Raw genomic sequence first — 21,845 nt, forward strand, 5'->3', positions numbered from 1 at the left:
AAAGAACTTTTACTCGTTAGAAGAAGGGGAAAAGAGACAGATCAATAGATTTTCAGTGTATTGATCGGACAAAAAGCAGACCAGGTAGCAGTTTATCGGTTTTTACGAATTTGCAGCAGTGAAGACTGTTTTGCGGAAAGGAGGACTTATGCCTAGAAAAGATCGAATCTTACTTTTCATTGACGAATATATGCAAGCTCAAGGTTGCGCACCTACCATACGAGAAATCTGTGCCAATGAAGAAATAAAAACGACCTCTTTGGTTTATCGTCATTTGCTGCGTCTCGAAAAAAGAGGCCTAATTTACCGAGCTTATCGCTTTAAGTCACGTTCGGTTCGTTTTACAGACGAAGGGAAGGCCTATGTCAAAGCGTTGCGACAAGCACTTTTAGCAGACGAAAAACAAACGCATGACAATGAAGAATAGCTTAACACCAAAATAAAAAAGCCTAGAGGCTTTTTTATTTTGGTGCACGGTAGCCAGCAGCTTCCGCTTCAGCGATCGTTTTGAACCATTCTTTCGGATTCGTCGTATCATCATAGTATTTAGATCCTGGCAAATGATAGATGCCGCTTCTTGATCCTTTGATCAAACCATTTCCTTGTTGATCGACATATTCTTTCTGTTTCTCCTCTGTTTCACTGTTTTGAGAAGTGGCTGTTGTCGTGTTGTTCTCACTACTTGTCGCATTCTCCTGTTGCGTCATATCTTCATTTGAAATCTCGCTGCTGCCATCCGCATAGTTGATCGTGACACCATCTTGGATGTTGAAGATATAATAGTTGAATTGGATCGTATCGTCGCCAATAGATTGGGCTTGCATCTGTACCCCACGGGCAACCAGCTCGTCATCACGATAGATTGGAGTGACAGAATATCGAACATAATGGTTTTTGTCTTGCTTGAGATAGTAGTTGATATCCATTTCTAAGCGCAACATCTCTGGATTGTTCAATTGACTAGTTCCCGTGATCAAATTCTTCCAGTTTGCATTTTCGCCAGCTAAAGCAAACCCAATCAAATGCGTCCGATTATATAAATATTTCCCATTGGGGAGCTGTTTATTACGCCAGCCTGTCGGTTTCACGCTGGAGATATCGCCACGTTTTTCCGTAGGCATTAAGGATTGATTCAACATTGCTTCAGCCGAAGTCGCTCGATTGAGGTGGTCAAGGTCGCCGTATGCTTCCCAGGCACCATTTTCAAGTGAAAGGTCGTCTTCTGAAAACTCAGGGATGTTTTGATTGACTTCAATTGTTTGGGTGCCTTGGTAGGTTAGCTGTGCCAATTCGTCTGCGCGAATATCTTTAGCAGAAGGGGTGCTTACCTCTGATTGTTGCGTTTCCTGCTTTGGAAATAGGTCATTGTTTTGTAGGAAACCAAAGCCAACTGCTGCGAGTGCGAGAAGCGCAGTGACCGATCCAATCAATGTTTTTTTCTTTGCCATCTCTTTATTGCCTCTCTTTTCATTGATATAGGTTTAGAATAAACGGTGAGTAAAAAAATCACAACTAGTTTATCATACCATTTGCGGGGGATGTTTTACAGCGTCTGCTAGCTTCTTTTGCCTTTTGTTCTTGACAAACTTCAGTCAATTTTCTTTACAAGCGACGTCCTTTAAAAGAATTTTTCGTCTGCGAGTGATATTTTTCATATTTTAAAAAAACTATGTGATATAATGAATAAAGTTGCTGCTCTATCCCTTTGATGCTTGTTTTCATAACAGTCATCTCCAGCTGCGGAACAAACTTTCAGCTGTCTAGCAGACAACGTTCAAACGAAAGAAAACTGGACAATTTTCTGAACGATTGCCTTTCTTTCTTTGACCAAAATTATAGGAGAAGGAGTGTATCCCATGAACCAGCAAGAAACCATCTTACATTATTTAAATAAGAAAGACTCTGAAAAGTTAAAAGAACTCGTATCAGGAATGGAAGAGCTGCCGCTATTACAATTATTCAGCAACTTATCCGCGGATGAAAAAGTGATCGTTTTCCGACTGTTACCGAAAGACAAAGCCCTTATCCTGTTTGAAGATTTGACACCAGCTACCCAACAACACTTATTACGCTCTTTCACCGATGAACGAGCAACCGAATTTGTGAATGAGATGGCGCCAGATGTTCGTGTACGGCTTTTAGATGAGTTGCCAGCGACCGTAACACAAAAACTTTTACAATCATTGGCGCCTGATGAACGAGCTGCAACAAACCTCTTACTAGGGTATGAAGCCGAAACTGCGGGTCGCTTGATGACACCGGAATTCATTACATTGAAAAAAGATATGACAGTCAATCAAGCATTGGAAAAAGTGCGAATGCAAGCCAAAGAAAAAGAAACGATCTATACGCTTTATGTTACTGATCAAACGAAAACGTTAGAAGGTGTTTTGTCGCTGAAAGATCTCTTAATAGCACAAGGGAATCAACGCATCAGTGAGATCATGTCCCAAAAAGTTATTTATGTGACCACTGACACCGACCAAGAAGAAGCAGCCCGTTTGCTAAATGAACTAGATATCATTGCGCTGCCAGTCGTAGACAAGGAATCAAGAATCGTTGGGATCATTACCGTCGATGACGCGATCGATGTCATCGAGTTGGAAACAACGGAAGACATGTTTAATGCCGCTGGTTTGGTCGATGTCGCCTCCAACGAAGCAGACCGTAGTAATGTTTTGATCAATGGCAGCCTGTGGCAAATCTGGAAAGTCCGCTTGCCATTCTTAGTGATCACTTTAGTGGCTGGACTTTTAGCTGGGGTCGTCATTGATGAATTTGAACAAACGTTAGAGTCGGTGGCAGCCGTTGCGATTTTTATTCCTTTGATCATGGATATGGGTGGAAACGTTGGTACACAATCCTCTACTGTATTTGTTCGGGGGATGTCGTTAGGGCATATTGATCTTTCAACCTTCACCAGACATTTCTTTAAAGAAGTTTGGATCGGTTTGAGTCTAGGCTTGATCGTCGGGATCATCTCTGGAACCGCTGCTTCACTTTGGCAAGGGATCCCGATGTTAGGGGTCGCTGTTGGGATTTCATTAGTTTTTGCTATGACCTTAGCGGCAGCACTTGGCTTTTTAGTCCCGTTTGTACTTATTAAACTAAACATCGACCAAGCAGCCGGTTCGGCACCGATCATCACCTCGATCAAAGATATTGCTGGCTTGTTTATCTACTTCGTTTCAGTAAATGTTCTTTTGGGTCATTTGCTTTAGCATACTGTCCGTTCCAGTGGTATAATAAAGCGACATCACATGATGAGCACAACATAGAAAGGGGAAATGTCCTATGACAAATCAAATGAAGCAACATCAACTCGGAGGTTTCTCTTTTTAAGTGCGGCCTCCTAATTAACTGGAGGGAAATCATGGAAAAACAAGGAATCGTGGTCTTTCAGGCTAAGGATATCGCAAAAGTCCGCCTGACTACAGGAGAAGAATGTTTAGCAACCGTTTCAGGAAAATTTCGTCAACAGGTACGAGCGCCAAAGGATTATCCTATTGTTGGCGATTTTGTCCAAGGGCAGGTGTATGATCAAGATCATTTCTTGATTGATGCTTTGCTCCCACGAAAGAGTTTTTTACAACGAAAAGTAGCCGGAAATCGGACGGATGAACAAGGGATCGCTGCGAACATCGACACGGTTTTTATTGCTACTAGTGCCAATGAAGAATTTAATTTCGCTCGGTTAGAGCGCTTTGTCACGATCGCTTGGGACAGTGGCGCTAACCCAGTGATTCTCTTGACCAAAGCCGATCAAGTCACAGCTGATGAAAAAGCAGAGCTGCTGCAAGCATTAAACGATGCTTTTGGTGTGAAAGCATTCGCTACTTCTATTTATGAACCGAACGAATTGCTGACAGAAGCCTACTTTTCAGACGGAAAAATCAGTGCATTTATCGGTTCGTCAGGCGTCGGGAAGTCCAGCTTATTAAATCAGCTCATGGAACAAGCCGTTCAAAAAACCAATGACATACGAGAGGATAGTCGAGGACGACACACGACGACGAGTCGCCAGTTGTTCACACTGCCCTCTGGCGCAATGATCATCGATACTCCTGGCATGCGGGAAGTTGGCATCAGTACCGTTCGGTCAGCTTCGATCGAGCAATCCTTTGAAGCGATCAGTCAATATGCTGAAGGTTGTTTCTTCAGAGACTGTCAGCATGAAACAGAACCGAAATGTGCGGTAAAAGCAGCTATTGCTGCCGGTGAGCTTTCAGAAGCAGCCTTCGCTCGCTATCGCAAAATGGAAAAAGAGCTGGCGTATTTGAAACGAAAAGAACAGATCAAAGAAATGAAAAAGTAATAGTTAGCACTCCTTTCTATAAGAGGAGTGCTTTTTTGTACGTGTCAAGAGCGCCTTGTTGAGTAAAGAAGAGGAGAGCCGCAGCCAATGTTCTTGTGTTTTCATGAAAAGGCGGCCAATTTCAAAGGGCACTACATGCTAAGTGGTTGAACTAAACTAAGATCGCCTGCCTGGTTACAAGCTGTCGTCAAGAAAAGCAGGATAAAAAAACACAGTGGGGTGTTGTCCCACTGTGTTTTGAGCAATGATTTGCCCCTGCCAAGGTATTTCTAGTATAAAGCGTTGATTCTTAAATAGCAACTCGAAAAAAACGCCTCATTCAGCAGAGCGCAGAATTTTCGTCATGGCTTTTCCTTTCGCCAATTCATCGATCAGTTTATCTAGGTAACGAATTTCTTGAACTATTGGCTCTTCGATCTCTTCTACCCGAATCCCGCAAATCACACCAGTAATCTGTTTTCGTGCAGGATTGAGCTGAGGGGCTTGCTTAAAAAAACGTTCAAAAGAAACATCATCAGCCATCTGTTGGAGTGTTTCTTGGTCATACCCAGTCAGCCAGGTAATAATCTGATCTACTTCTTCTTTTGTCCGATTTTTCCGTTCTGCTTTGGCAATATACAGAGGATAGACTTTCGCAAAACTCATTTGGGTAATCTTTTGATTTTTCATGATAAACTCCTTTAGTCTTTACACAAAGTATACTTCATTTTTTTCTTTTTGCCGAGATTTTCAACGTTTGTTGTGTGCCAAAATAGGCGAGGGGACTAAAGGATGATTTTTTCTTCTTGTTCACGAAACCCCAATACCTTTTGTCGTGACTCGCCATCCCAATAGAGCAAGTCCAAATTCTTATGCAGCATTAGCTGTGTATATAATTCTTTCAGAGTCAGAGCAGGCTTTTTGGGTTCGAAAAATAAAATCAATTGGTTATGACTATCTTGTGCGATCGTCGTAAAAGGAATCAGGTTTTCTTTGTAAGTTAAATACATTCCTTGGTAATCTGCAGCACTCGACGACGTTGTCAGTGCTGTCAAGAGGTCTCTTGCTCTCATAGTGAACCCGCCTTTACTGTTTTTTGTCGATAGGCATCGATATCCAACATGATTTTTGTTTTGCCGTACACCGTATACTTTTGCACCACGAATTGGTGGCGCTTATTCCAATAGCCACCCACAGTTAGAAACATGCCCTCATCAACATCCCCTAAAAAATTCAAACTGTGCTTCGCAATCAAACAGTTGGTGGTGCCTAGTGTAAAGCGGACCAAAGGGGAGGGGGCAAAGGAGACGATCCTTAGTTTTGAGACAGCGCCTTTTTGTGTTTGCATCAGGTATTCCTCCTTTAGTAAGTAGTAAAAAGCGGATCATTCGTTGAGATCAAACCATTTTTTCTCTTCATAAAAAGCAACATGACGAATCTCATCATAATGGATTTTTTCTGTGGTTTCTCCCGTCAAATAAATGCCCAATGTGTCGTATCCGCTGATTTTTCCGACAATATCTGGGGGATAGCCGCCTTCTTCATTGACTTCTTCTCGTTGGATCGCCACAGTTACGTTCTTTTTCATTGCTTCGAATAAACATTGATTGATTTCTTCCGTTGTGAGTGACGGCTTAGGCGGACAATCAAACGTGCGTGTCGGCTCTTCTTCAATTTCAGTTGTATGCTCAGATAAAAAGAATCCTTGCCACTTTAGCTTTTTCCGATCTTCATATGGTTGTAGCATACCCATAGCAATCACCTCTTATCTATATAATACAAACGTACGTTCTCTTTTGTAAAGCGAACAGATTTTTAAATTTCTGATTCTTCTATGAAACATCTAAAAAGTGCATCAAACAAGGGGATAGTAGCGGGTATCGTTTTTTTATACTATATATGTTATAATTTATCCTGAAGGAATCATGAACGTTTTAGAAAATAGCTGGCGAAAAAGGAGAATAGTATGTCTGGATTAATCGTGGTCCTGCTTACGATCTACTTTGCAAGTAGGAAAGATAAAGAACAGTGGCTTTTTGATCGCAAACGATTGACTATTCTGGCGCTTATGTTTGTGATCGTCGGCATAAGTTGGGGCTTAAATGACAAAATAATGAAGGATCCTCGGAACCAAAATATTAGAAGTGATTTACTGTTTAATTATTCGTTCCCCTTATTGATATGTATGCTAGGTCTATTTATCAAAGAAATACCACGGTGGGGACGGATCGTGACTTTGTCATTTGGCTTTATGATTTTCGGGTATTTAGCTATGCACTATTTGATAGGGTTTCACAACCCGTATTGGGAAAATCTACAGCTAAGTCCATTGTATTGGCTACCAAGTGACTAGCCATACGAAAGTATCGCCAATGGAAACGAAAAAAAGCACTCCCTTTATTGAGTGCTTTTTTCGGCTAAATCACTGCAGCAAGATGTTTCTTTTCAAAAAAATCGGTTGGACCTAAGTAGCAAAGGGATCATATAAGGAGAAGCTACGACTGTTGAAATCAAACCGATTGATTCTTGACTAAACCGTGTCTTTTGATCATTGCCAAAGTAAAATATGCGACGAGCGTTCCTGCAATCCCAAAAAGTAAATCGATTCGATCGGGGGTGTTCATAAAGCCCAAGACAGTCTCGCTCAATAGATTGGCAATGAGTAAGAGCAGGGTCAATAGCGTGACGGCTTTAAATGGCGCACCTACGAGAAGCCAAAAGTACCCCAGTAAGCCAATAATCAAACTAATCGAAAAATTGGAGATATGAAGATAAAAGTCAGGATACATCGAAGTAAAGAAAGAAATGTCCAAGTACTTTGATAAGTAGAGGAAGAGGGCTGTGAACACGAAAAGCAAGTAGAGGAGTGACGCCCAGATTTTTGGTAAAAAGACTAGCTTTAATTGCTTCTTCTTTTTCATTTTTATTCTCCTTTTTGAATTGTCAGCTTATACGGATGGAATTGCTTTTATCGGGTGTTAATTACACAAATGGAAAAAACAAGCTGCAAACCAGGCAAATCAGTAGTCTGCACCTCATTAATGGTAAAATGAGTTGAGGTGATAAAATGACAATAATAAACAATCAGCGATTATGGTTAGGTATAGGGATAGAAATTATTTTGCTCATATCATTCAGCATGATTATGTATTTCATCCTGACGAGTGGCAATTTGAAGCAAAACCCGTTCAGCAGTCGACGAAAAGGAAAAATAAGCTTGTGGATAGCTGCTGGTTTGATTTTACTTGCCATGGTTCTAGTATTCCAAGGAATGATCAACGGCGCTTTATTCAGACTTTTTTAGCAAAATATGGACGTTTATGGCGACCTATGAACATTACAATTATATTAAATAACGAAATACCCTAAGTTATCTACATGATTTTAGGGTTCTTTTTTATCGAATCATGTAGTAGATATTTGTTGGCATTTGCAACGTCTAACTACTTGTGTCAGAATTTTGAAACGGATTGGCTATATGAATAAAGTTCTAGGTAAAAGCTCAAAGATTTTCAAAATGATTATAGCATACAATCAAACCGATTGGTTCGTGAATCAAGGCTGATAGCTTAAATCTGTATTTGCTGAGATAAAAAAGACGAATCCTTATGTAACTTGCTACAAGACCGTTAACAATCTGTTGATCAGTAAATCATAAAAAAGAATCTGAAGAAACTTGTAAAATAAGAAATTCTTAGCTTTAGTTGAATTTTAGATGAATTAGTGACAATTTCCTGATAAAAGTCATTCGGAGGGAGGTAAAATGCTGCAAAATTGACTTGAACTGTCTAAAATATCACGAACTCTTTTTCGAATACAACTTTGTATAATATATATTATGTAAACTAAAATATAAAATTTTTCGAACACCGTATTTGGCTGGTAATTTTACGGCTCTCCTCCCTCTTATTTAGGATTATTTCCTTCAAATTCACCTAATTGGCAGCATAATCCAAAAAAATGGTCATTTGAGCGATAGTTTTAGATTTTGTTTGTTCTACAACTGATAAGAAAATCAACTGGCAAATTATATCTGTACCTTTATCTGTATTTGATTTTGTTGATCCTTGATTCTTTAAATTCAAGCTTTGGTTTGCAGCTGCTGGCCAAACTCAATGAATCAGTCAAGTAATCGTCGTTCACGATCTTATCAGTAATGATTCGTACTTAACCCAGCAAATTTGTGCTAACTAATAGCCTAATGGGAATCTTGATCACAGGCAAACCAGCAGCGATAAACAAGAAACGTTTCGTGGCGTTCAGTTTTCACCTAAACGGATCAGATTCCCATAGCGAGTCCTAATCAAGGGTTCACAGTCATCTAAGTACAATTTGCGTTTTGTTGCTGCCAATAAAGCAATGACAGCAACAAAAGTTTCAAACTATGTAATACAGGATCGCCGAAAAGACAATGATCAAAATGACCAAGACAACGATTAGTTGATTTAAACGTCGAATAAGCAGGTTTTTCTTATTTTTTTCAAATTCTTTTCCTTCATTTCGATAATATTCTCTATCTTTTGTTCCCACGAGCGCCAACTCCTTTTCCCTGATTTTATCACTATCCTGAAAACAATGGGTGCAATCAAGGTGTTTTGTACAATAAATGGCAGTATTTTGTTAGAGCCTACAATCGTATGCGTATAGCGACTAAATAAGACGACTGACGAGTTCCAAGTGATTCATAACGGCAGCTTTCCGAATAACGCCCATACCAGGAAACGACCTTTGCTGATAAGCAGCAACTAATAGCTGCAGCCCAGCTGTTTGTGTAGGATACTCTTCCTCATGCTGTAACAAAGCTCCCATGACTTCGAAAAACTTTTCTTTCTGACTTGGTAATTCTTCCTCAGAAAATAAGTGAACGATTCGCAAGTCTTGCTCTGCTGTCGGATAGATCCAATGCAAAACCAACCGTTTTGAGGGATAACTGTGCTCATAATAAATTTTGCTATCGACAGAAAAATCACTAAATCCCGCATAGCCCAATTTATGATAAAGATGATGGGTTTTTGAAAATCCTTCCTCCGGACATTCTGTATAAAAACTATTTTTAGGTAAACGGGTAAACGGATCTTCCATCAGTAGTTTCGGGCCGTTGATTTTATTTAACAAACGAAACTCTTTGCTTACCAGCACCGGCAGTGTATTTTCCCGCCAATCACTAGCGAGTGCTTGGTCCGCTTGATGGATGATCCAAAGATCAGGCTTTTCTTCCACTGTTTCAATGGGACGATCTACGATCATTGCTTTAGGGGCAGTAACATTTTGCAACTCTGCTAACCCCTCTGCCGTCAGGAAAGCCCCCGCCTGTGGATTGCGAACCAGATAAAAAGGATGCTGCTTCCTTTGAAACAGGTCAATGGTCGTCCAAAACGTTTTTGATTGCTTGACTGGTTCAATGATCGGCTGGATCGCGTCTGACAAACAATCTTGTTCCAACAGTGCTTTCAACGCCAATAAATCAAATTGTTTTCCACGAATATACGGGAAGTACATCTTCTTCTCTCCTTCTTACTCGCCTGATAAAAAACGTTTTTCCAGCGCTTCATAGGCTGCTCTCGTAGCGGCCAATTCTTCTTTCAAGGCTTCGATCGCTTGCAGCTGAGTATCTTCAATAAATCGATCATAGTAATTGACTCCACCACCGAACAAGTCATACTCAGGCTGACGTTTCTTCAGTTCTTGGTACAAACGTTCTGTTGAAAATACCCGCAATCCTCGAGCAGTCTGTTTTGCTTTGCCGACTTCTCGCGCTTGTGCCGAAATCAACCGAAACAATAAGGCATTTTCTGGAACCTGCAGCTCTTGCCGTTGGGGCTTCTTTTCGACACTGAAATACCCTTTGCTGCCCGTTTCTTTTTCAAGAAATGCATGATAGACCAGAACACCAATCGTAGGTCCAATCTGATCTTTGACTTTCTCATACAATGCCTTGGGTAAGACAAAATAATTATAATTCCCAATAAAGGATAGTTTTGCTTTTGAGCGAAAATCTGCCAAACTAACTTTGAGTTCGTAGCAACGCCATTCAAAGGTAGTTTCAGCCGTCAAGCGACAACTCAAAGTATCCACGATGCCGTGATCATCTGGCATGACTACCTCTTCTACCACAATATCACTGTTTTCACGACAATAATAATAAAGTGCCTCTTCCATTTCTAAAGTTAAGGATGTCTTCACAAATTCACGACCTTTGTCTTGTTTCACCTATTATAAAACATATGTTCGCATTTTGGAAGAGGGAAATAAAAGCAGCCTATCATCCCCTCACCCATTCGGGCATCCGTTAACGAGAATCTCTTCAACCGTCCTCTTTGTACCGCGGAATCGTAACAAAAAAAGCAACAAGAGCACACCAAGTTGAGCGATTAATAGACCTTTAAAGGGAAATTCAAAAGTAAAGCCTGCGGGAAGATGAAAGAAATGGAAAAAATCCTGCAGTGATTTTTGACTAAGCCACAGACCGCTGACAAGCCCTACCAAACTAATAACAATGCTTTGAATATCTACAAAGAAAAGCTCTTCAAAGGTGACCAACAACGGAGACTGTCCTAACAACAACCGAATACTCAGAGATTGCTGCTCCTCCCCCATCAAATGAAAACGATACATGTGATTGCAGTGCCATAAAAAGGCGGCGATCAAGCCTACAGTTAGAACGCCTAGTACGAAGCGTAGCAACTGCAAAAAGAAAAGCCAACTGGCATACGTGAGATCCATCTGATTCTCACTGCTATTTGTTTCATATTGTAGCCATTGATGAAAAAGCACTAGCCAATGCTCTGCAAAGATGGCGATGATCAGTAGAAGAATCGCCAATACACCACTCATCAGCAAACTGCGCCTACGAAGTGCTGCGTGCCAGCCGAATTGGCAAGGATAGTAGAAGTACCGCCATTTGTTCATGATAACCCTCCTTTTGGCGTCTATTTTACAGAACTTTCCAAATTTAGACAAATATCATCTTGTTTACATAATATAATTATGATCAAAAAAAAGAGTGCGGCACGAAGTCCACACTCTTTTCCTTTTACCTATCGACGTTTACAAATACCTTGTCAGTAGCTGCAACAAACGCTGCGGAAATTCTGTTAGATTGGAAAGATCAATAAAGCGTTCTTCCCCATAAATCGCTTTGATCACCTCTTTGTCTTGCCCAATAGCAGCTGCAAGAAACAGCACTCCTTGTCGTTCATAGTCAGCGATCACCTGCTGAATATCTTCTTTGGCTTTTCCCCCTGTATAATCAGGAAGAGCTTTTGGCTGGCCATCACTGATATTCAAGAGTAATTTAGTGGTTGCCGGCTGATGAGCGAGCTTTTCAGCTAGCACACGCAAGACAGCTCCATCACGGTTATTTTGCCGAGGCTTCATTGTCATGAGTTTCTCTGGCACAAATTCAAAGCCTTCATTAAATTCTTTGTATGCAAAAAGCGAGGTTTTTTCACGAGCGGTCACGTCCGCTGTGTCGCCATAGATCATCAATGGCAAAGATAAACGTTCGGCAAAAGCATTCACCGCTAAGACCGCCTGTTGGGCATACAATATCCGATCTTCTCGAATCATCGAACCTGATTCATCGATGCGCAAAGCAAGAGCTAAGGAAGGCTGTTCGTGAGGTGGATTCTTCTTGTCAAAGGTCCGGAAATCCTGATACGCAACCTTGCTGGCATCAAAGCGTGTACCACTGTACTTACCTTTACTGTATGCCGAAGCTTGTTCGTTTTCCAATACTTCTTGGGTTTGCTTGATCAATGACTCTACGATCGGCAGCAACGGCTGCAAACGCTGTTGGGCTTCAGTCGCTTTTTCTAAATCGACGGGTGGTCGATGAACGATCAGCCCTTCTTTGGCATGGATCGATTCTTTCAATGCTTGTCGTGCTGCCTTTGATGCCGTGGTTTTCTTTTCTTTCTCCTGGGCTTCATACGCTTCGATCGACAAAGAATGAGAAGCAGGAGCTGCCTCTTGTGTCTCACTCCCAGCTTTTGCTTGGCCATCATGACTATTGCGTTCTAGTTCTTCTGAAAACGTCGCCTCAGTTGCTGCGCTTTTCGCTTCTTGTTTGTCAGAATCACTGGTTTCCATCGTTTCCGCCTCAGTTTCTTGATTGGCGGTCTCAAGGACTTGCTCATTTTTTAGGATGGGCGTGCCTTCTTCCACTACATTGCGTTGGTCAGCCTCTTCGATGCTGACTCTGCGTCCTTTGATTTGTTCTTTAAAGGCATTTAGCGGTTGTCCAGAAAACAAAAGCCGCAATTGCGCCAATAACCCTGAAGCTTCTAACGCCTGTTGTAACAGAGAAAGCTCATTTGGATCGGTAGTGATTTTGTAGAGCACTTTGCTATCAATTGCTGTAAAGGGATCTTGTCCTTGTTTGACTGCATTTAACCAATAAAAATAAGAACGCATGCCCGCCACCCCTTTGATGGCGTTGGCTTTGGCGGTCACGTCTAGTAAGCGGATGATTTCAGCCATTTTCTGTGCAGTCGTTTTGTCCGGATAATTGGTTTTGGCAATGCCTCGCTGCACCATGACTGCTAGCTCAGGTAAATCCATTTTTTCAGCATGCTGCATCCGATCTCGCAAGGATTCGTTCAAGGGGCGGTTACCTTGGTAATTCCGATTCGTTGTGATGATCACCACACAGTCAGGGTGTCGTCGAACAAGGCCAGTCGGGATATTCAGCATCCCGTTTTGTTCAAGGGCCGAGTTTAGTGCCACTAGTACCGAAGCATCACGAATGACCGTTGGTTCTTGAATCTCAAGCAAATAGCCTTTTTCCAGCGCCCGTACGATTTCGGAGGGATAAAATTTGTATTGAATCGTCGGTTGCTGATCACTGGTTTCAATCCGTTCGATCAGTTCCGCAAATTTCGCCCGTGCCCGCTCACGAGTCAAGGAAAAATGCCGCTGGATCAAAGCCAAGACATCTTCAAAACAATCACTTTGATAAATCGCATCCAGCAAGTCCTTGTCCTCTTCTTGGTCGGTGTTGATCACTGGTAATAAAGCACCAAATACATCTGACTTATCCATATCCGCAAAGCAGGTGATTTTGGTGTAGGGCAGTTGCAAGTCGGCAGAAAGTGCCTTTGCCAACTGGGTCTTACCCGACCCAGCATCGCCTTCCAGCAACACATTGAAGATCTTCATCTCTGGATCCGCCCAATTCAACGCGATCTCTGAAGCAATTCGTAGTTCTTCAGCACTGGTCTGATGACTTTGTGGTTTTTTCCAAATCATGGTTTGTTCTAATTTGCTAAAAGCGCGTCCTTTCGTTACGACAAAAGACGGTTGATGTTGTGTCATGGCAATCTGCTCCTTTTCTTAATAACCTAGCTCATCTAAAAGCCGCTTTAGGATTTTGAAGCGTTCGCCGTATAGCTCGCCATCTTTTTGTAAGGAATCATAAAAAAGCAGAATGTCTTCATCGATTTTAGGATTTTCGGTGTCTACTTCAACGGTCATACGATTTCCTTGCAGGCCAATGATCTCGATCAACGGATTTTCAGGATCGTAAAACTTTTCATGGCGATAGGCCTCTTGAAAATACAAACTAGATTGCGCCACTAAGATTGCTAGATCTAAGATTCTAGTGAGGGGTAGTTCTTCTGACTGACGAGACCATTTTTCACCTGTATGGCGCCAAACCTTGCCTGAGATATCGACTTTTCCGCGATCATTCCATTGTGCTAATCCGAGGGAAAGGCCTTTTGCATCTGTATGTAACGCATTTTTTCCGTCAACAGTATCATAGTCTTCCACTTTAATGACGGGCTTATGTTTCAAGTTTTCTGGTATTTTCATTATTCTCACTCCTTGTTTAGTAAATTAGTAATTTACTAGATAGAGTAAGTATAATGAGGAAGCTGGTTTGGAACAAGCAAAAGGTCTTTTCTAGTAGCTAGGGACAGATGTTTATAGAAAAAGCACTTGATAAGAAGCATCTAAAAACAAACGCTCTTAAAAAGTGCTTTTTTATGACGCATTACTTCACTAACTCAATTGATTGAAAAAAAGGCGTAACGCTTGTTTTCTCTGATATGTAAGCTGCGCTTTAGGAATGCCTTGGATCGCCCCTTCAATGCCGTAGAGCATATGCAAGCAAGCGCCCGCATCACATTGGTGGCGGATAGCTAGAAAAACCTCTTCGGCCGTTTTTGTGCGTAGTTGTTCAGGAGTATTGATGCCGATACGAACCAGGTGATCCGCTAAAACCTGACCTACATTTGGTAATTTTTGCAGTTCATTCATAGGTTTCTCCTTTTTGATTGTGGTCATCTTGCCCCTCTTTCTCTTGACGAATCAACGCATAGAGCTTCATGTCGAACAGCTGTTGGTTTTTCTCCGCATGCTTTCGCAAAACGCCTTCTAACGTAAAACCTGCCTTTTCCAACACACGACAAGAGGAATGATTCTTCGCAAAAGATTCAGCAGAAATACGAACGATAGTTGATGTAGTAAATACATAGTCACATAGTTGCTGAACAGCTTGGGTCATCAAGCCTTTTCCCCAATACTCTTGTGCAATAGAGTAGCCAATCTCAGCCGTTCTATAATGGATATTTTCTTTGCGAACAGCACGGATACTGCCGACTGCTCGGTCATCCACAGTGATCGCAAAGGCAAATTCTGCTTCCACCACAGATCGAATATAGGCTTGTGCATCTGCGACCGTATAGGGGAATGGCAACCCATGCGTTAAATAATCGTGGATGGTTTGATTATTTAACGCATGGGCTAAATCTTGCGCATCGCTCATTTGCCACCTTCTTAAGGAACACTTCATAGCAATTCCTCCTTTGTCAGTCCTTCATTTTGATCCTATTGTACGAGTTTGTGTGATTTTTTACAAGCGAATCTCAAAAAAGCAGAAAAAAGAACCAGCTAGACAAACATCTAACTGGTTCTTACATACATCGTCTTGAAAAGATAATGGCGTGATAAACATAGAAAAAATAAAAATTATTGCGCTGAAATAGCGATCCCAATGGCTTTTTCTCCTAAATGCGTGCCGATAACTGGTCCGAAGTGACCAATCTCAATTTCTGCATTTGGGTATTTCGCTTGTAGCTTCGTTTTTTCTTCTTTCGCTACTTCTAAATTGTTGGCGTGGATTACATAAAATTTAACAGGCAATGCGATTTCTTGCTCCCGTTGACCAATGATATCTTCTGCGCGATTGAATGCTTTTTTACTGGAACGAATGCGCTCGTAAAGCACAATTTTTCCTTGATCAAAGGTCAAGATCGGTTTGATTTTTAATAATCCGCCAATCAAGGCTGCCCCATTGGTTAAGCGACCGCCGCGAACCAAGTTATTCAAGTCGTCCACGATCAAATAGGCATAGGTATTGTCTCTGATAGTGTCCAGATGGGAAATGATCTCTTCGACGGTTTTGCCTTGACTTGATAGATCAAGAGCGGTTTCTACCATGTGACCCATCGGCATACTTGTGATTTTCGAATCGTAAGGAATGATTTGAACACCTTCGATTTCATCGGTGATTCCATACAGCGTTCCGATAAATCCAGAGATCCCGCTTGATAAGTGGATACTAATGATCGTGTCGTAACCGCGATCTTTCAATGACTCATATAAGGCTAACACTTCTCCTAATACCGGTTGAGAAGTGGTTGGGAATTCTTTGCTGTTTTTCAGCAAAGCGTAATACTCATCAGCTTCAATGTCGATACCCTCATTGTAGACTTTTCCATCTAAAATAACAGGAATCGGTATGATAAACAAATCATCATGGTTTTTGATCCGTTCCGGCAGATAAGCTGTACTGTCAGTAACAACGGCTAATTTCATTCTTTTTCCTCGTTTCAACAAATTTCAAACGTCATTAACAATATAGCATAAATTTACTTACTTTCAAATGGTTTTCAGAACTTTTCATTCTGCTTACTCATTAAGAAAATTCCTGATCGCTTGTTGATTGGTTTCAAGATTGACGACTAACACACTTCCAGCACTCGCACTTGAACCGTATTGCCAAGAGTCAGCGACTGGGACAGTCAAGCTGTCGACTCCTCCCGCCCCTCGAGCAATCGAGAAGGTATTTTTTAATAGGAAAGACATTGGCAGGTTGGTGGAAGCATAGCCTAAGACTTTTCCTGCTGCATAAGGCAATTTTAAAATAGCTAAAGGATTTTTCATTTCGCTAAAGATCGCATCTATTACTTGCTGCTGTCGTCTTACACGACCGAAGTCACCTTCTTCGTCCATCCGAAAGCGTGCGTATTGCAACAGCTCAAGCCCATTCATTTGTTGTTGCCCTTGTTTGATGGCAACTTCAAGATTTTTACTCATATCTTTTTCCGCGTTGATAACGACACCTGAGGGAAACAGTGTGTCGATCACTTTTTCAAAGGAACGAAAGTCAACTTTTGCATAATAGTTGGTTTCTAGCCCGAAATTCTCCGCTAATGTTTGTCTGACTAAATCAGCACCACCAAAGGCATACGCCGCATTGATCTTGTTTTCGCCATAACCGGGAATCGTAACTAAAGTATCCCGCATAAAGGAAAGCAGCTTCGGTTGCTTACTGGGACCATCTAATTGCAAAACCATAATAGTGTCTGCGCGTCCAGCTTCTCCTTCGCGACTATCACTACCAATGAGCAATATATTACGAGCACCATTAGCAGCGGCCGTACCATTAAAGGTCTCTTCATCAGTCGTAGCAAAAGCAGCGTCACTTCTTGCGACTTGCTGACCGACAAGAAACGCAATCAATGAATAGGCAAAAAGCACCAATAGTACCCGAACCACAATACGCAGAACTGGGTGCTTCCGCTTTTTCTTTTGTTTGGGTTGCTTGCTCTTCTTAAGCTTTTGCGGTTTTTGTTTGCTTTGTTCCTGACCTTGATGCATCGCAGGTCCCTGAGCAGATAGCGGGGGGATTGCGCTTTTTCGTCCCTCAGATTTTTTTATTCCTACTTGTGACTGTTTTCGGGAACTTTGAGCCGCACGAGGGTCGCTTGCCCTAGGATGCTCGGTGTTTTGAGACAAAATGTCTCTTACTGGCTCATCAGCAGACGAAGTAGAATCCCTCGGTCTGACGCGCTGGTTTCTTCTTTTGGCTTCTCTGCGGGCAAAGATACTTTCTTTGGCTGCCTGACTGGATTCCTTTTCTAGCCGTTCATGCAGTTTTTTATTTTTTTCCATCCTGCTCATTGCTTCTGATCCTCCAACTAAAAAATAGCTCTCTGTCTATAAGGATACCCTAGACCTTATAGAAAGAAAGCTATTTTCTGAAATTTTAACCTTTTTCTAGGAAATTTCTTCATTTTTCTACCTTAGATGCTTTGATGCTCCTTGTCGTGTGCTCACAAATCCTGCTTGCTCATAAAATGATTTCACTTGATTTGCCGACCAAAAGTTTAGTGAGAGATCATCGAAGCCTTTTTCCAGCGCAACGTTTTCAGCAAATGCCAACAATTGTTTTCCAATATGCATCCCTTGGTACCGAGGGTCAACAGCGATAGCTGCAATTTCCAGCCACTTTCGTTCATGCATCATCGCATTTTGTGGCAAACGGACCTCTTGAAGATGCACAAAGCCACAAGGCTGTTCCGCCAGCCAAGCGATAAAAAAGTGGTGGCTTGGCTCTTGCAGCTGCTGTGTGATTGCTTGTTCAAATCTTGACTGATCAAAGGGCTTAAAAATCGTTGGGTACCATTGATGGTGCTGCGTTTGGATCTCTTTATGAAACGTTGCTAAAAGTGTTTCATCTTGGCTAATTTTTATTTTGACTTGAGTCATTTTTTGTCACTTCCTCCACAACATTTACCGAGTACACGCCGAGAAGATGGACGTGTCCACCCAACAACTGAATCTCTTCAAAGGCATTTACAATCAGTTGCCACGGTTTGTCCATCACCAGATCGATCACGAAAAAGTATTCCCCTAAGGTGGTTTTTGACGGCCGCGATTCAATTTTGCTTAAATCAATTTCTCGCCAGCCAAAGGTTGCTAAGATTTTGTGCAAGATTCCCGGGCGATTTGCTGGCAGCGTCACAAAAATCGTTGCTTTCTCGACGGTCTGCTCTGGTAATTGGGTGTTTGCTGCTTTCTTCGTCAAAACCCAAAAACGGGTTTGATTAAAGGCAACATCTTGAATATTGGTTTCTTTGATCGTTAACTGATAAGCCAAAGCGGCTTCTTTGGAAGCAATCGCCGCAACTGCTTCTTCTGGATGTTTTGCTACGTACGCTGCTGCAGTCGTTGTGGAAGCAACCGCCTCAACAGTAGCTCCAGCAAATCGGGCTTCGATGAAGTCGGCACATTGAGCCAAGGCTTGCGGATGAGAAATTATCTTAGTGATGGGACGGTAGTCTTTTGCTGTTTGCTGAGAAACTAACAATTGATGATTGATCGGTAAAATAATTTCCTGTTCGATGCTCAATTGATTTTGACGAAACAGTGTATCAATAGTGGCATGAACGGACCCTTCTAATGAGTTCTCGTTCGGAACGACCGCACGATCGATCACGCCATTAGCTAGCGCTTGAATACAAAGTGGAATCGATCCATAAGGGATACAGGCATTTTCTGGATACGCTTCTTGCGCAGCTAAATGCGTAAAGGAACTTTTCGGTCCTAAATAACCAATCTTCATTTTATGCACCTGCTTTGATCAAAATTTCCTGTACGATTTCTTCTGGTGTTTTGTTCGTCGTTTCAACGATCAATGAAGCAGTTTCTTCATAAAGAGGGATCCGAGGACGGTAAACAGCCAATATTTCTTCTGGTGATTTTGAGACGACTAAGGGGCGAATGCTGCCAGTATCCGCCTTTAAGCGATGGATCAGTTCCTCGGGATCTGTTTTTAAATACACGACGAGCGGCATCTCTTTTAAAAGCTGACGATTTTCTTCTTTTAATACGATGCCCCCGCCAGTGGAAATAATTTGTTCCTTTGCCAAAGTTTTAGCTAAAATATCCGTTTCGATTTTGCGAAAGGCTTCCTCACCGTGTTGATCGAAAAATTCTTGAATGGTCATGCCGATCTCAGCAACGATCAAGTCATCAAAATCCACATGAGACTGGTTCGTTTCTTCAGCCAAAAGACGACCAATCGTGGTTTTTCCAGCACCCATAAAGCCAATTAATATCACTTTTTTCACTCGCTGTTTCCTCCTTTAGCCAAACGTGCGACATCCTCAAAAAAATCAGGATAAGAAACTGCTACGGCTTCGGCTTTTTCTAATTCTACCTCTTCATCTGTCAATAAGGCGGCAATTTGCAGCATCATGCCGATGCGATGGTCCCCCCGACTTGACACACGTCCGCCATGCAAAGGGGTTGGACCGTTGATGATCAACCCGTCCTCGGTGGGAGTGATGTCCGCTCCTAGTTTTGTCAACTCTTCGGCAGTTGCATCGATTCGGTTGGTTTCTTTTACTTTTAGTTCTTCCGCATCTTTGATCACCGTTTTGCCATGCGCCTGCGTGGCTAACAACGCAATGATCGGCAATTCATCGATCAAGCGTGGGATAATATCGCCAGCGATGGTTACTGCCTGCAAGGTAGAACTTTGAACGGTAAGGTCAGCTGATTGATTCTGATCGTCTTGATTAGAAAAAGCAATCGAAGCACCCATCTCCTCTAGTACGTCAAGAATTCCTGTACGAGTGGGGTTGATCCCGACATTTCTTAAAACGATCTCACTTTCTGGCATAATCGCGCCGGCTGTTAAGAAAAAGGCAGCGGAGGAAATATCACCGGGAACAACTACTTCTTGTCCTTGGAGTGTTTGAGGTCCCGTCACAGTGATCGTTTTGCCTTGTGTTGTGATGACACCACCGAATTGACGGATCATTTCTTCGGTGTGGTTGCGGCTTGTTTCTTTTTCAATGATCGTAGATGTACCTTGTGCTTGTAGTGCCGCAAAAATCAGCGCTGATTTTACTTGAGCACTTGCTACGGGCATCTGATAATTGATGGGATGTAATGAAGCCGTGCCATTGATGGTGATCGGTGGGAACTCCGTCTGTTCATGCCCTCTCACATTGGCACCCATTTCTCTTAATGGCAGCATCACGCGATTCATTGGTCGTCTATTCAATGAGTCATCACCGAATAAGGTAGTTGTAAATGGCTGTCCAGCCAAAATCCCCATCATTAGACGAATCGTTGTACCAGAATTACCGATATCGATTGGTTCGTGGGCAGGCTTAAGGCTATTGAAGCCCTGTCCTTCAATCGTGATCGTCTGACCGTCATCATGGATCGGAACCCCTAATGATTGAAATGCATGAAGGGTGCTATAGCAGTCTTCTCCACGTAAGAAATTTCGGACAGTCGTTGTTCCTTCAGCTAACGCCCCGAACATGATACTGCGATGCGAGATCGATTTGTCAGCAGGGACCGCTATCGTCCCTTTTAAATGTGTTGCTTTTTTTAGTTTCATCCCAGCCTCCTATTTTTTTCGACACGAATAGGTCGTCTTGTTTTGGATCAGCTGCTCTGCTTGCAGCAAATCATTTTGCGTTTTGAATGAAATCTGTAAAACACCAATGATGTCTTCTCGAGTTTCAAGAATTTTTAAGTTGATCAAAGAGAGCTGATGTTCGCTCAATAGCCCCGTCACTTCAGCGACAACACCAGGATGATCCGGTACATCGATGAATAGATCATAGAATGCCGGGATCGCGCCATTTTGATGAACCGGCAATTGATCCCGTGTTTCCTTCGCGGATTCAAAGAACCGAAAGATCGCCCGTTCGTCTTTTTCCTGCAACCAGTGAGTCATGGTCGTCATTTGTTTTTGCCACTCATCGATCAGCTGCAGTAGTTCCTGTCGATTACTCAATAAGATATCGGTCCACATGCGAGGATCTGAAGAAGCGATGCGAGTGATATCGCGAAAACCGCCTGCTGCAAGTTGTTGCGCTCTGGGGTGGGCTTGGTTGAAAGCGTCTGCCTGATTGACTAATCCAGAAGCAATAATATGGGGCAAATGGCTCAACATCCCTGTGATTTGATCATGCTCTTTTGGCGCAAGCGCCACATATTTGGCTCTGGTGCCGCGAAAAAGCTCTTGCAGCTCTTCCATCCGCTGACTTTTCGTCGGTGTGAAGATATAGTAAGCATTCTCGAAAAGGTTCTCATCGGCTGCTGTGATCCCTGATTTATGAGAGCCAGCCATCGGATGGCCCCCAATAAAATCAAAGGAAAAGGACTCGGCGAATTGGGTGATTTCCGCTTTGGTACTGCCGGTGTCTGTTACCAGCACCGAAGGCTTTAATGAAAGTGTCCCCAGTTCGGAAAGATATTTTTTGGTGATCTCTACCGGCAATGCCAACAAAATCACGTCGGCACGGACAGCACCTTCTGAAAATGAAGGGGGCACTTCGTCTACTAAACTTGTTGCTAATGCGATCTCATTGGTTTCCTGACAATCCCAGCCCATCAAATGCACTTGCGGATGTGCCTTTTTGATACATTTTGCTAAGGAAGCGCCGATCAATCCTAGACCGGCGACAAAGATATTTTGGTTCATGAAAAGAATCCTCATTTCTACTGGAATTTTTGC

The 21,845-nt window shown here is 42.3% G+C and carries 24 protein-coding genes; 4 read left to right on the forward strand and 20 right to left on the reverse strand.

All coding sequences use genetic code 11. The features are described 5' to 3' along the window. Positions 1–148 precede the first annotated feature (148 nt). A complete protein-coding gene (locus IGI73_RS07600) occupies positions 149–427 on the forward strand; it encodes a LexA family protein (RefSeq protein ID WP_074535845.1) in 279 nt (92 codons plus the stop codon). 34 nt (positions 428–461) lie between these two features. Here IGI73_RS07600 and IGI73_RS07605 read toward each other — a convergent pair whose 3' ends face one another. Then, complete coding sequence (locus tag IGI73_RS07605) at positions 462–1,448, reverse strand: DNA/RNA non-specific endonuclease (protein ID WP_086338215.1); 987 nt, start codon at positions 1,446–1,448, stop codon at positions 462–464. 408 nt (positions 1,449–1,856) lie between these two features. On the opposite strand from IGI73_RS07605, the gene mgtE reads away from it, so the two are divergent. Both mgtE and rsgA read left to right on the forward strand, forming a co-directional pair. Then, on the forward strand, positions 1,857–3,221 hold the full coding sequence (mgtE, locus tag IGI73_RS07610) for a magnesium transporter (protein ID WP_428206232.1): 1,365 nt from the start codon (positions 1,857–1,859) through the stop codon (positions 3,219–3,221). Positions 3,222–3,373: 152 nt separating this feature from the next. Continuing rightward, the gene (rsgA, locus tag IGI73_RS07615; RefSeq protein ID WP_421758569.1) at positions 3,374–4,315 is read left to right on the forward strand and encodes a ribosome small subunit-dependent GTPase A; all 942 of its coding nucleotides are present in this window, start codon (positions 3,374–3,376) and stop codon (positions 4,313–4,315) included. 315 nt (positions 4,316–4,630) lie between these two features. Here the strand turns inward: rsgA and IGI73_RS07620 are convergent, their stop codons facing one another. From IGI73_RS07620 to IGI73_RS07635, 4 genes are all read right to left on the reverse strand, one after another. Next, the gene (locus IGI73_RS07620; protein ID WP_015509694.1) at positions 4,631–4,984 is read right to left on the reverse strand and encodes a DUF2200 domain-containing protein; all 354 of its coding nucleotides are present in this window, start codon (positions 4,982–4,984) and stop codon (positions 4,631–4,633) included. A 95-nt stretch (positions 4,985–5,079) separates the two neighbouring features. Next, complete coding sequence (locus tag IGI73_RS07625; RefSeq protein WP_438759172.1) at positions 5,080–5,367, reverse strand: hypothetical protein; 288 nt, start codon at positions 5,365–5,367, stop codon at positions 5,080–5,082. Further along, on the reverse strand, positions 5,364–5,642 hold the full coding sequence (locus IGI73_RS07630) for a hypothetical protein (RefSeq protein WP_015509696.1): 279 nt from the start codon (positions 5,640–5,642) through the stop codon (positions 5,364–5,366). The genes IGI73_RS07625 and IGI73_RS07630 overlap by 4 nt, the downstream gene beginning before the upstream one ends. 36 nt (positions 5,643–5,678) lie before the next feature. Then, complete coding sequence (locus IGI73_RS07635; protein WP_015509697.1) at positions 5,679–6,047, reverse strand: hypothetical protein; 369 nt, start codon at positions 6,045–6,047, stop codon at positions 5,679–5,681. Positions 6,048–6,260: 213 nt separating this feature from the next. Here IGI73_RS07635 and IGI73_RS07640 point away from each other — a divergent pair, with 213 nt between their 5' ends. Next, a complete protein-coding gene (locus tag IGI73_RS07640; protein WP_195960693.1) occupies positions 6,261–6,647 on the forward strand; it encodes a hypothetical protein in 387 nt (128 codons plus the stop codon). Positions 6,648–6,804: 157 nt separating this feature from the next. On the opposite strand, the gene IGI73_RS07645 is transcribed toward IGI73_RS07640, so the two are convergent. The 15 genes from IGI73_RS07645 to IGI73_RS07715 all read right to left on the reverse strand — a co-directional run bounded on the left by IGI73_RS07645 (position 6,805) and on the right by IGI73_RS07715 (position 21,812). After that, positions 6,805–7,215, reverse strand: coding sequence for a hypothetical protein (locus IGI73_RS07645; protein WP_015509699.1), 411 nt, complete (start codon positions 7,213–7,215; stop codon positions 6,805–6,807). Positions 7,216–8,944: 1,729 nt separating this feature from the next. Next, on the reverse strand, positions 8,945–9,793 hold the full coding sequence (locus IGI73_RS07650) for a sce7725 family protein (RefSeq protein WP_428206230.1): 849 nt from the start codon (positions 9,791–9,793) through the stop codon (positions 8,945–8,947). A gap of 15 nt (positions 9,794–9,808) precedes the next feature. Then, positions 9,809–10,477 (reverse strand): hypothetical protein, encoded by a 669-nt coding sequence (locus IGI73_RS07655; RefSeq protein ID WP_438759173.1) that lies wholly within the window; start codon positions 10,475–10,477, stop codon positions 9,809–9,811. 87 nt (positions 10,478–10,564) lie between these two features. Next, positions 10,565–11,203, reverse strand: coding sequence for a hypothetical protein (locus IGI73_RS07660; protein ID WP_428206229.1), 639 nt, complete (start codon positions 11,201–11,203; stop codon positions 10,565–10,567). Positions 11,204–11,341: 138 nt separating this feature from the next. Continuing rightward, positions 11,342–13,609, reverse strand: a complete 2,268-nt coding sequence (locus IGI73_RS07665; protein WP_428206228.1) for an AAA family ATPase — start codon at positions 13,607–13,609, stop codon at positions 11,342–11,344. Positions 13,610–13,627: 18 nt separating this feature from the next. Further along, on the reverse strand, positions 13,628–14,107 hold the full coding sequence (locus tag IGI73_RS07670; RefSeq protein WP_005235941.1) for a DUF6530 family protein: 480 nt from the start codon (positions 14,105–14,107) through the stop codon (positions 13,628–13,630). Between the two features lie 189 nt (positions 14,108–14,296). Further along, positions 14,297–14,554: a TfoX/Sxy family DNA transformation protein gene (locus IGI73_RS07675; protein ID WP_074933839.1), complete on the reverse strand. Its 258-nt coding sequence runs from the start codon at positions 14,552–14,554 to the stop codon at positions 14,297–14,299. Beyond that, positions 14,547–15,089 (reverse strand): GNAT family N-acetyltransferase, encoded by a 543-nt coding sequence (locus tag IGI73_RS07680; protein ID WP_428206227.1) that lies wholly within the window; start codon positions 15,087–15,089, stop codon positions 14,547–14,549. Before IGI73_RS07680 ends, IGI73_RS07675 begins: the two co-directional genes overlap by 8 nt. 176 nt (positions 15,090–15,265) lie before the next feature. Continuing rightward, positions 15,266–16,114, reverse strand: a complete 849-nt coding sequence (locus tag IGI73_RS07685; RefSeq protein ID WP_428206226.1) for a DegV family protein — start codon at positions 16,112–16,114, stop codon at positions 15,266–15,268. Positions 16,115–16,207: 93 nt separating this feature from the next. Continuing rightward, complete coding sequence (locus IGI73_RS07690; RefSeq protein WP_428206225.1) at positions 16,208–17,482, reverse strand: LCP family protein; 1,275 nt, start codon at positions 17,480–17,482, stop codon at positions 16,208–16,210. A 117-nt stretch (positions 17,483–17,599) separates the two neighbouring features. Next, positions 17,600–18,070, reverse strand: a complete 471-nt coding sequence (locus IGI73_RS07695) for a GNAT family N-acetyltransferase (protein ID WP_005226093.1) — start codon at positions 18,068–18,070, stop codon at positions 17,600–17,602. After that, positions 18,045–18,926, reverse strand: a complete 882-nt coding sequence (gene pheA, locus IGI73_RS07700) for a prephenate dehydratase (RefSeq protein WP_128431975.1) — start codon at positions 18,924–18,926, stop codon at positions 18,045–18,047. The genes IGI73_RS07695 and pheA overlap by 26 nt, the downstream gene beginning before the upstream one ends. A 1-nt stretch (position 18,927) precedes the next feature. Further along, entirely contained in the window at positions 18,928–19,434 is a 507-nt protein-coding gene (locus tag IGI73_RS07705; RefSeq protein ID WP_142973012.1) for a shikimate kinase, read from the reverse strand. Continuing rightward, positions 19,431–20,720 carry a 3-phosphoshikimate 1-carboxyvinyltransferase gene (gene aroA / locus IGI73_RS07710; protein WP_213357113.1) on the reverse strand — a complete coding sequence of 430 codons (1,290 nt, stop codon included), beginning with the start codon at positions 20,718–20,720 and terminating at the stop codon, positions 19,431–19,433. The genes IGI73_RS07705 and aroA overlap by 4 nt, the downstream gene beginning before the upstream one ends. A gap of 9 nt (positions 20,721–20,729) precedes the next feature. Next, positions 20,730–21,812, reverse strand: coding sequence for a prephenate dehydrogenase (locus IGI73_RS07715; protein WP_428206224.1), 1,083 nt, complete (start codon positions 21,810–21,812; stop codon positions 20,730–20,732). Positions 21,813–21,845: the final 33 nt, after the last annotated feature.

Origin of the sequence: Enterococcus sp. DIV0755f (assembly GCF_051713725.1) — a bacterium.
Lineage (GTDB): Bacteria > Bacillota > Bacilli > Lactobacillales > Enterococcaceae > Enterococcus_D > Enterococcus_D casseliflavus.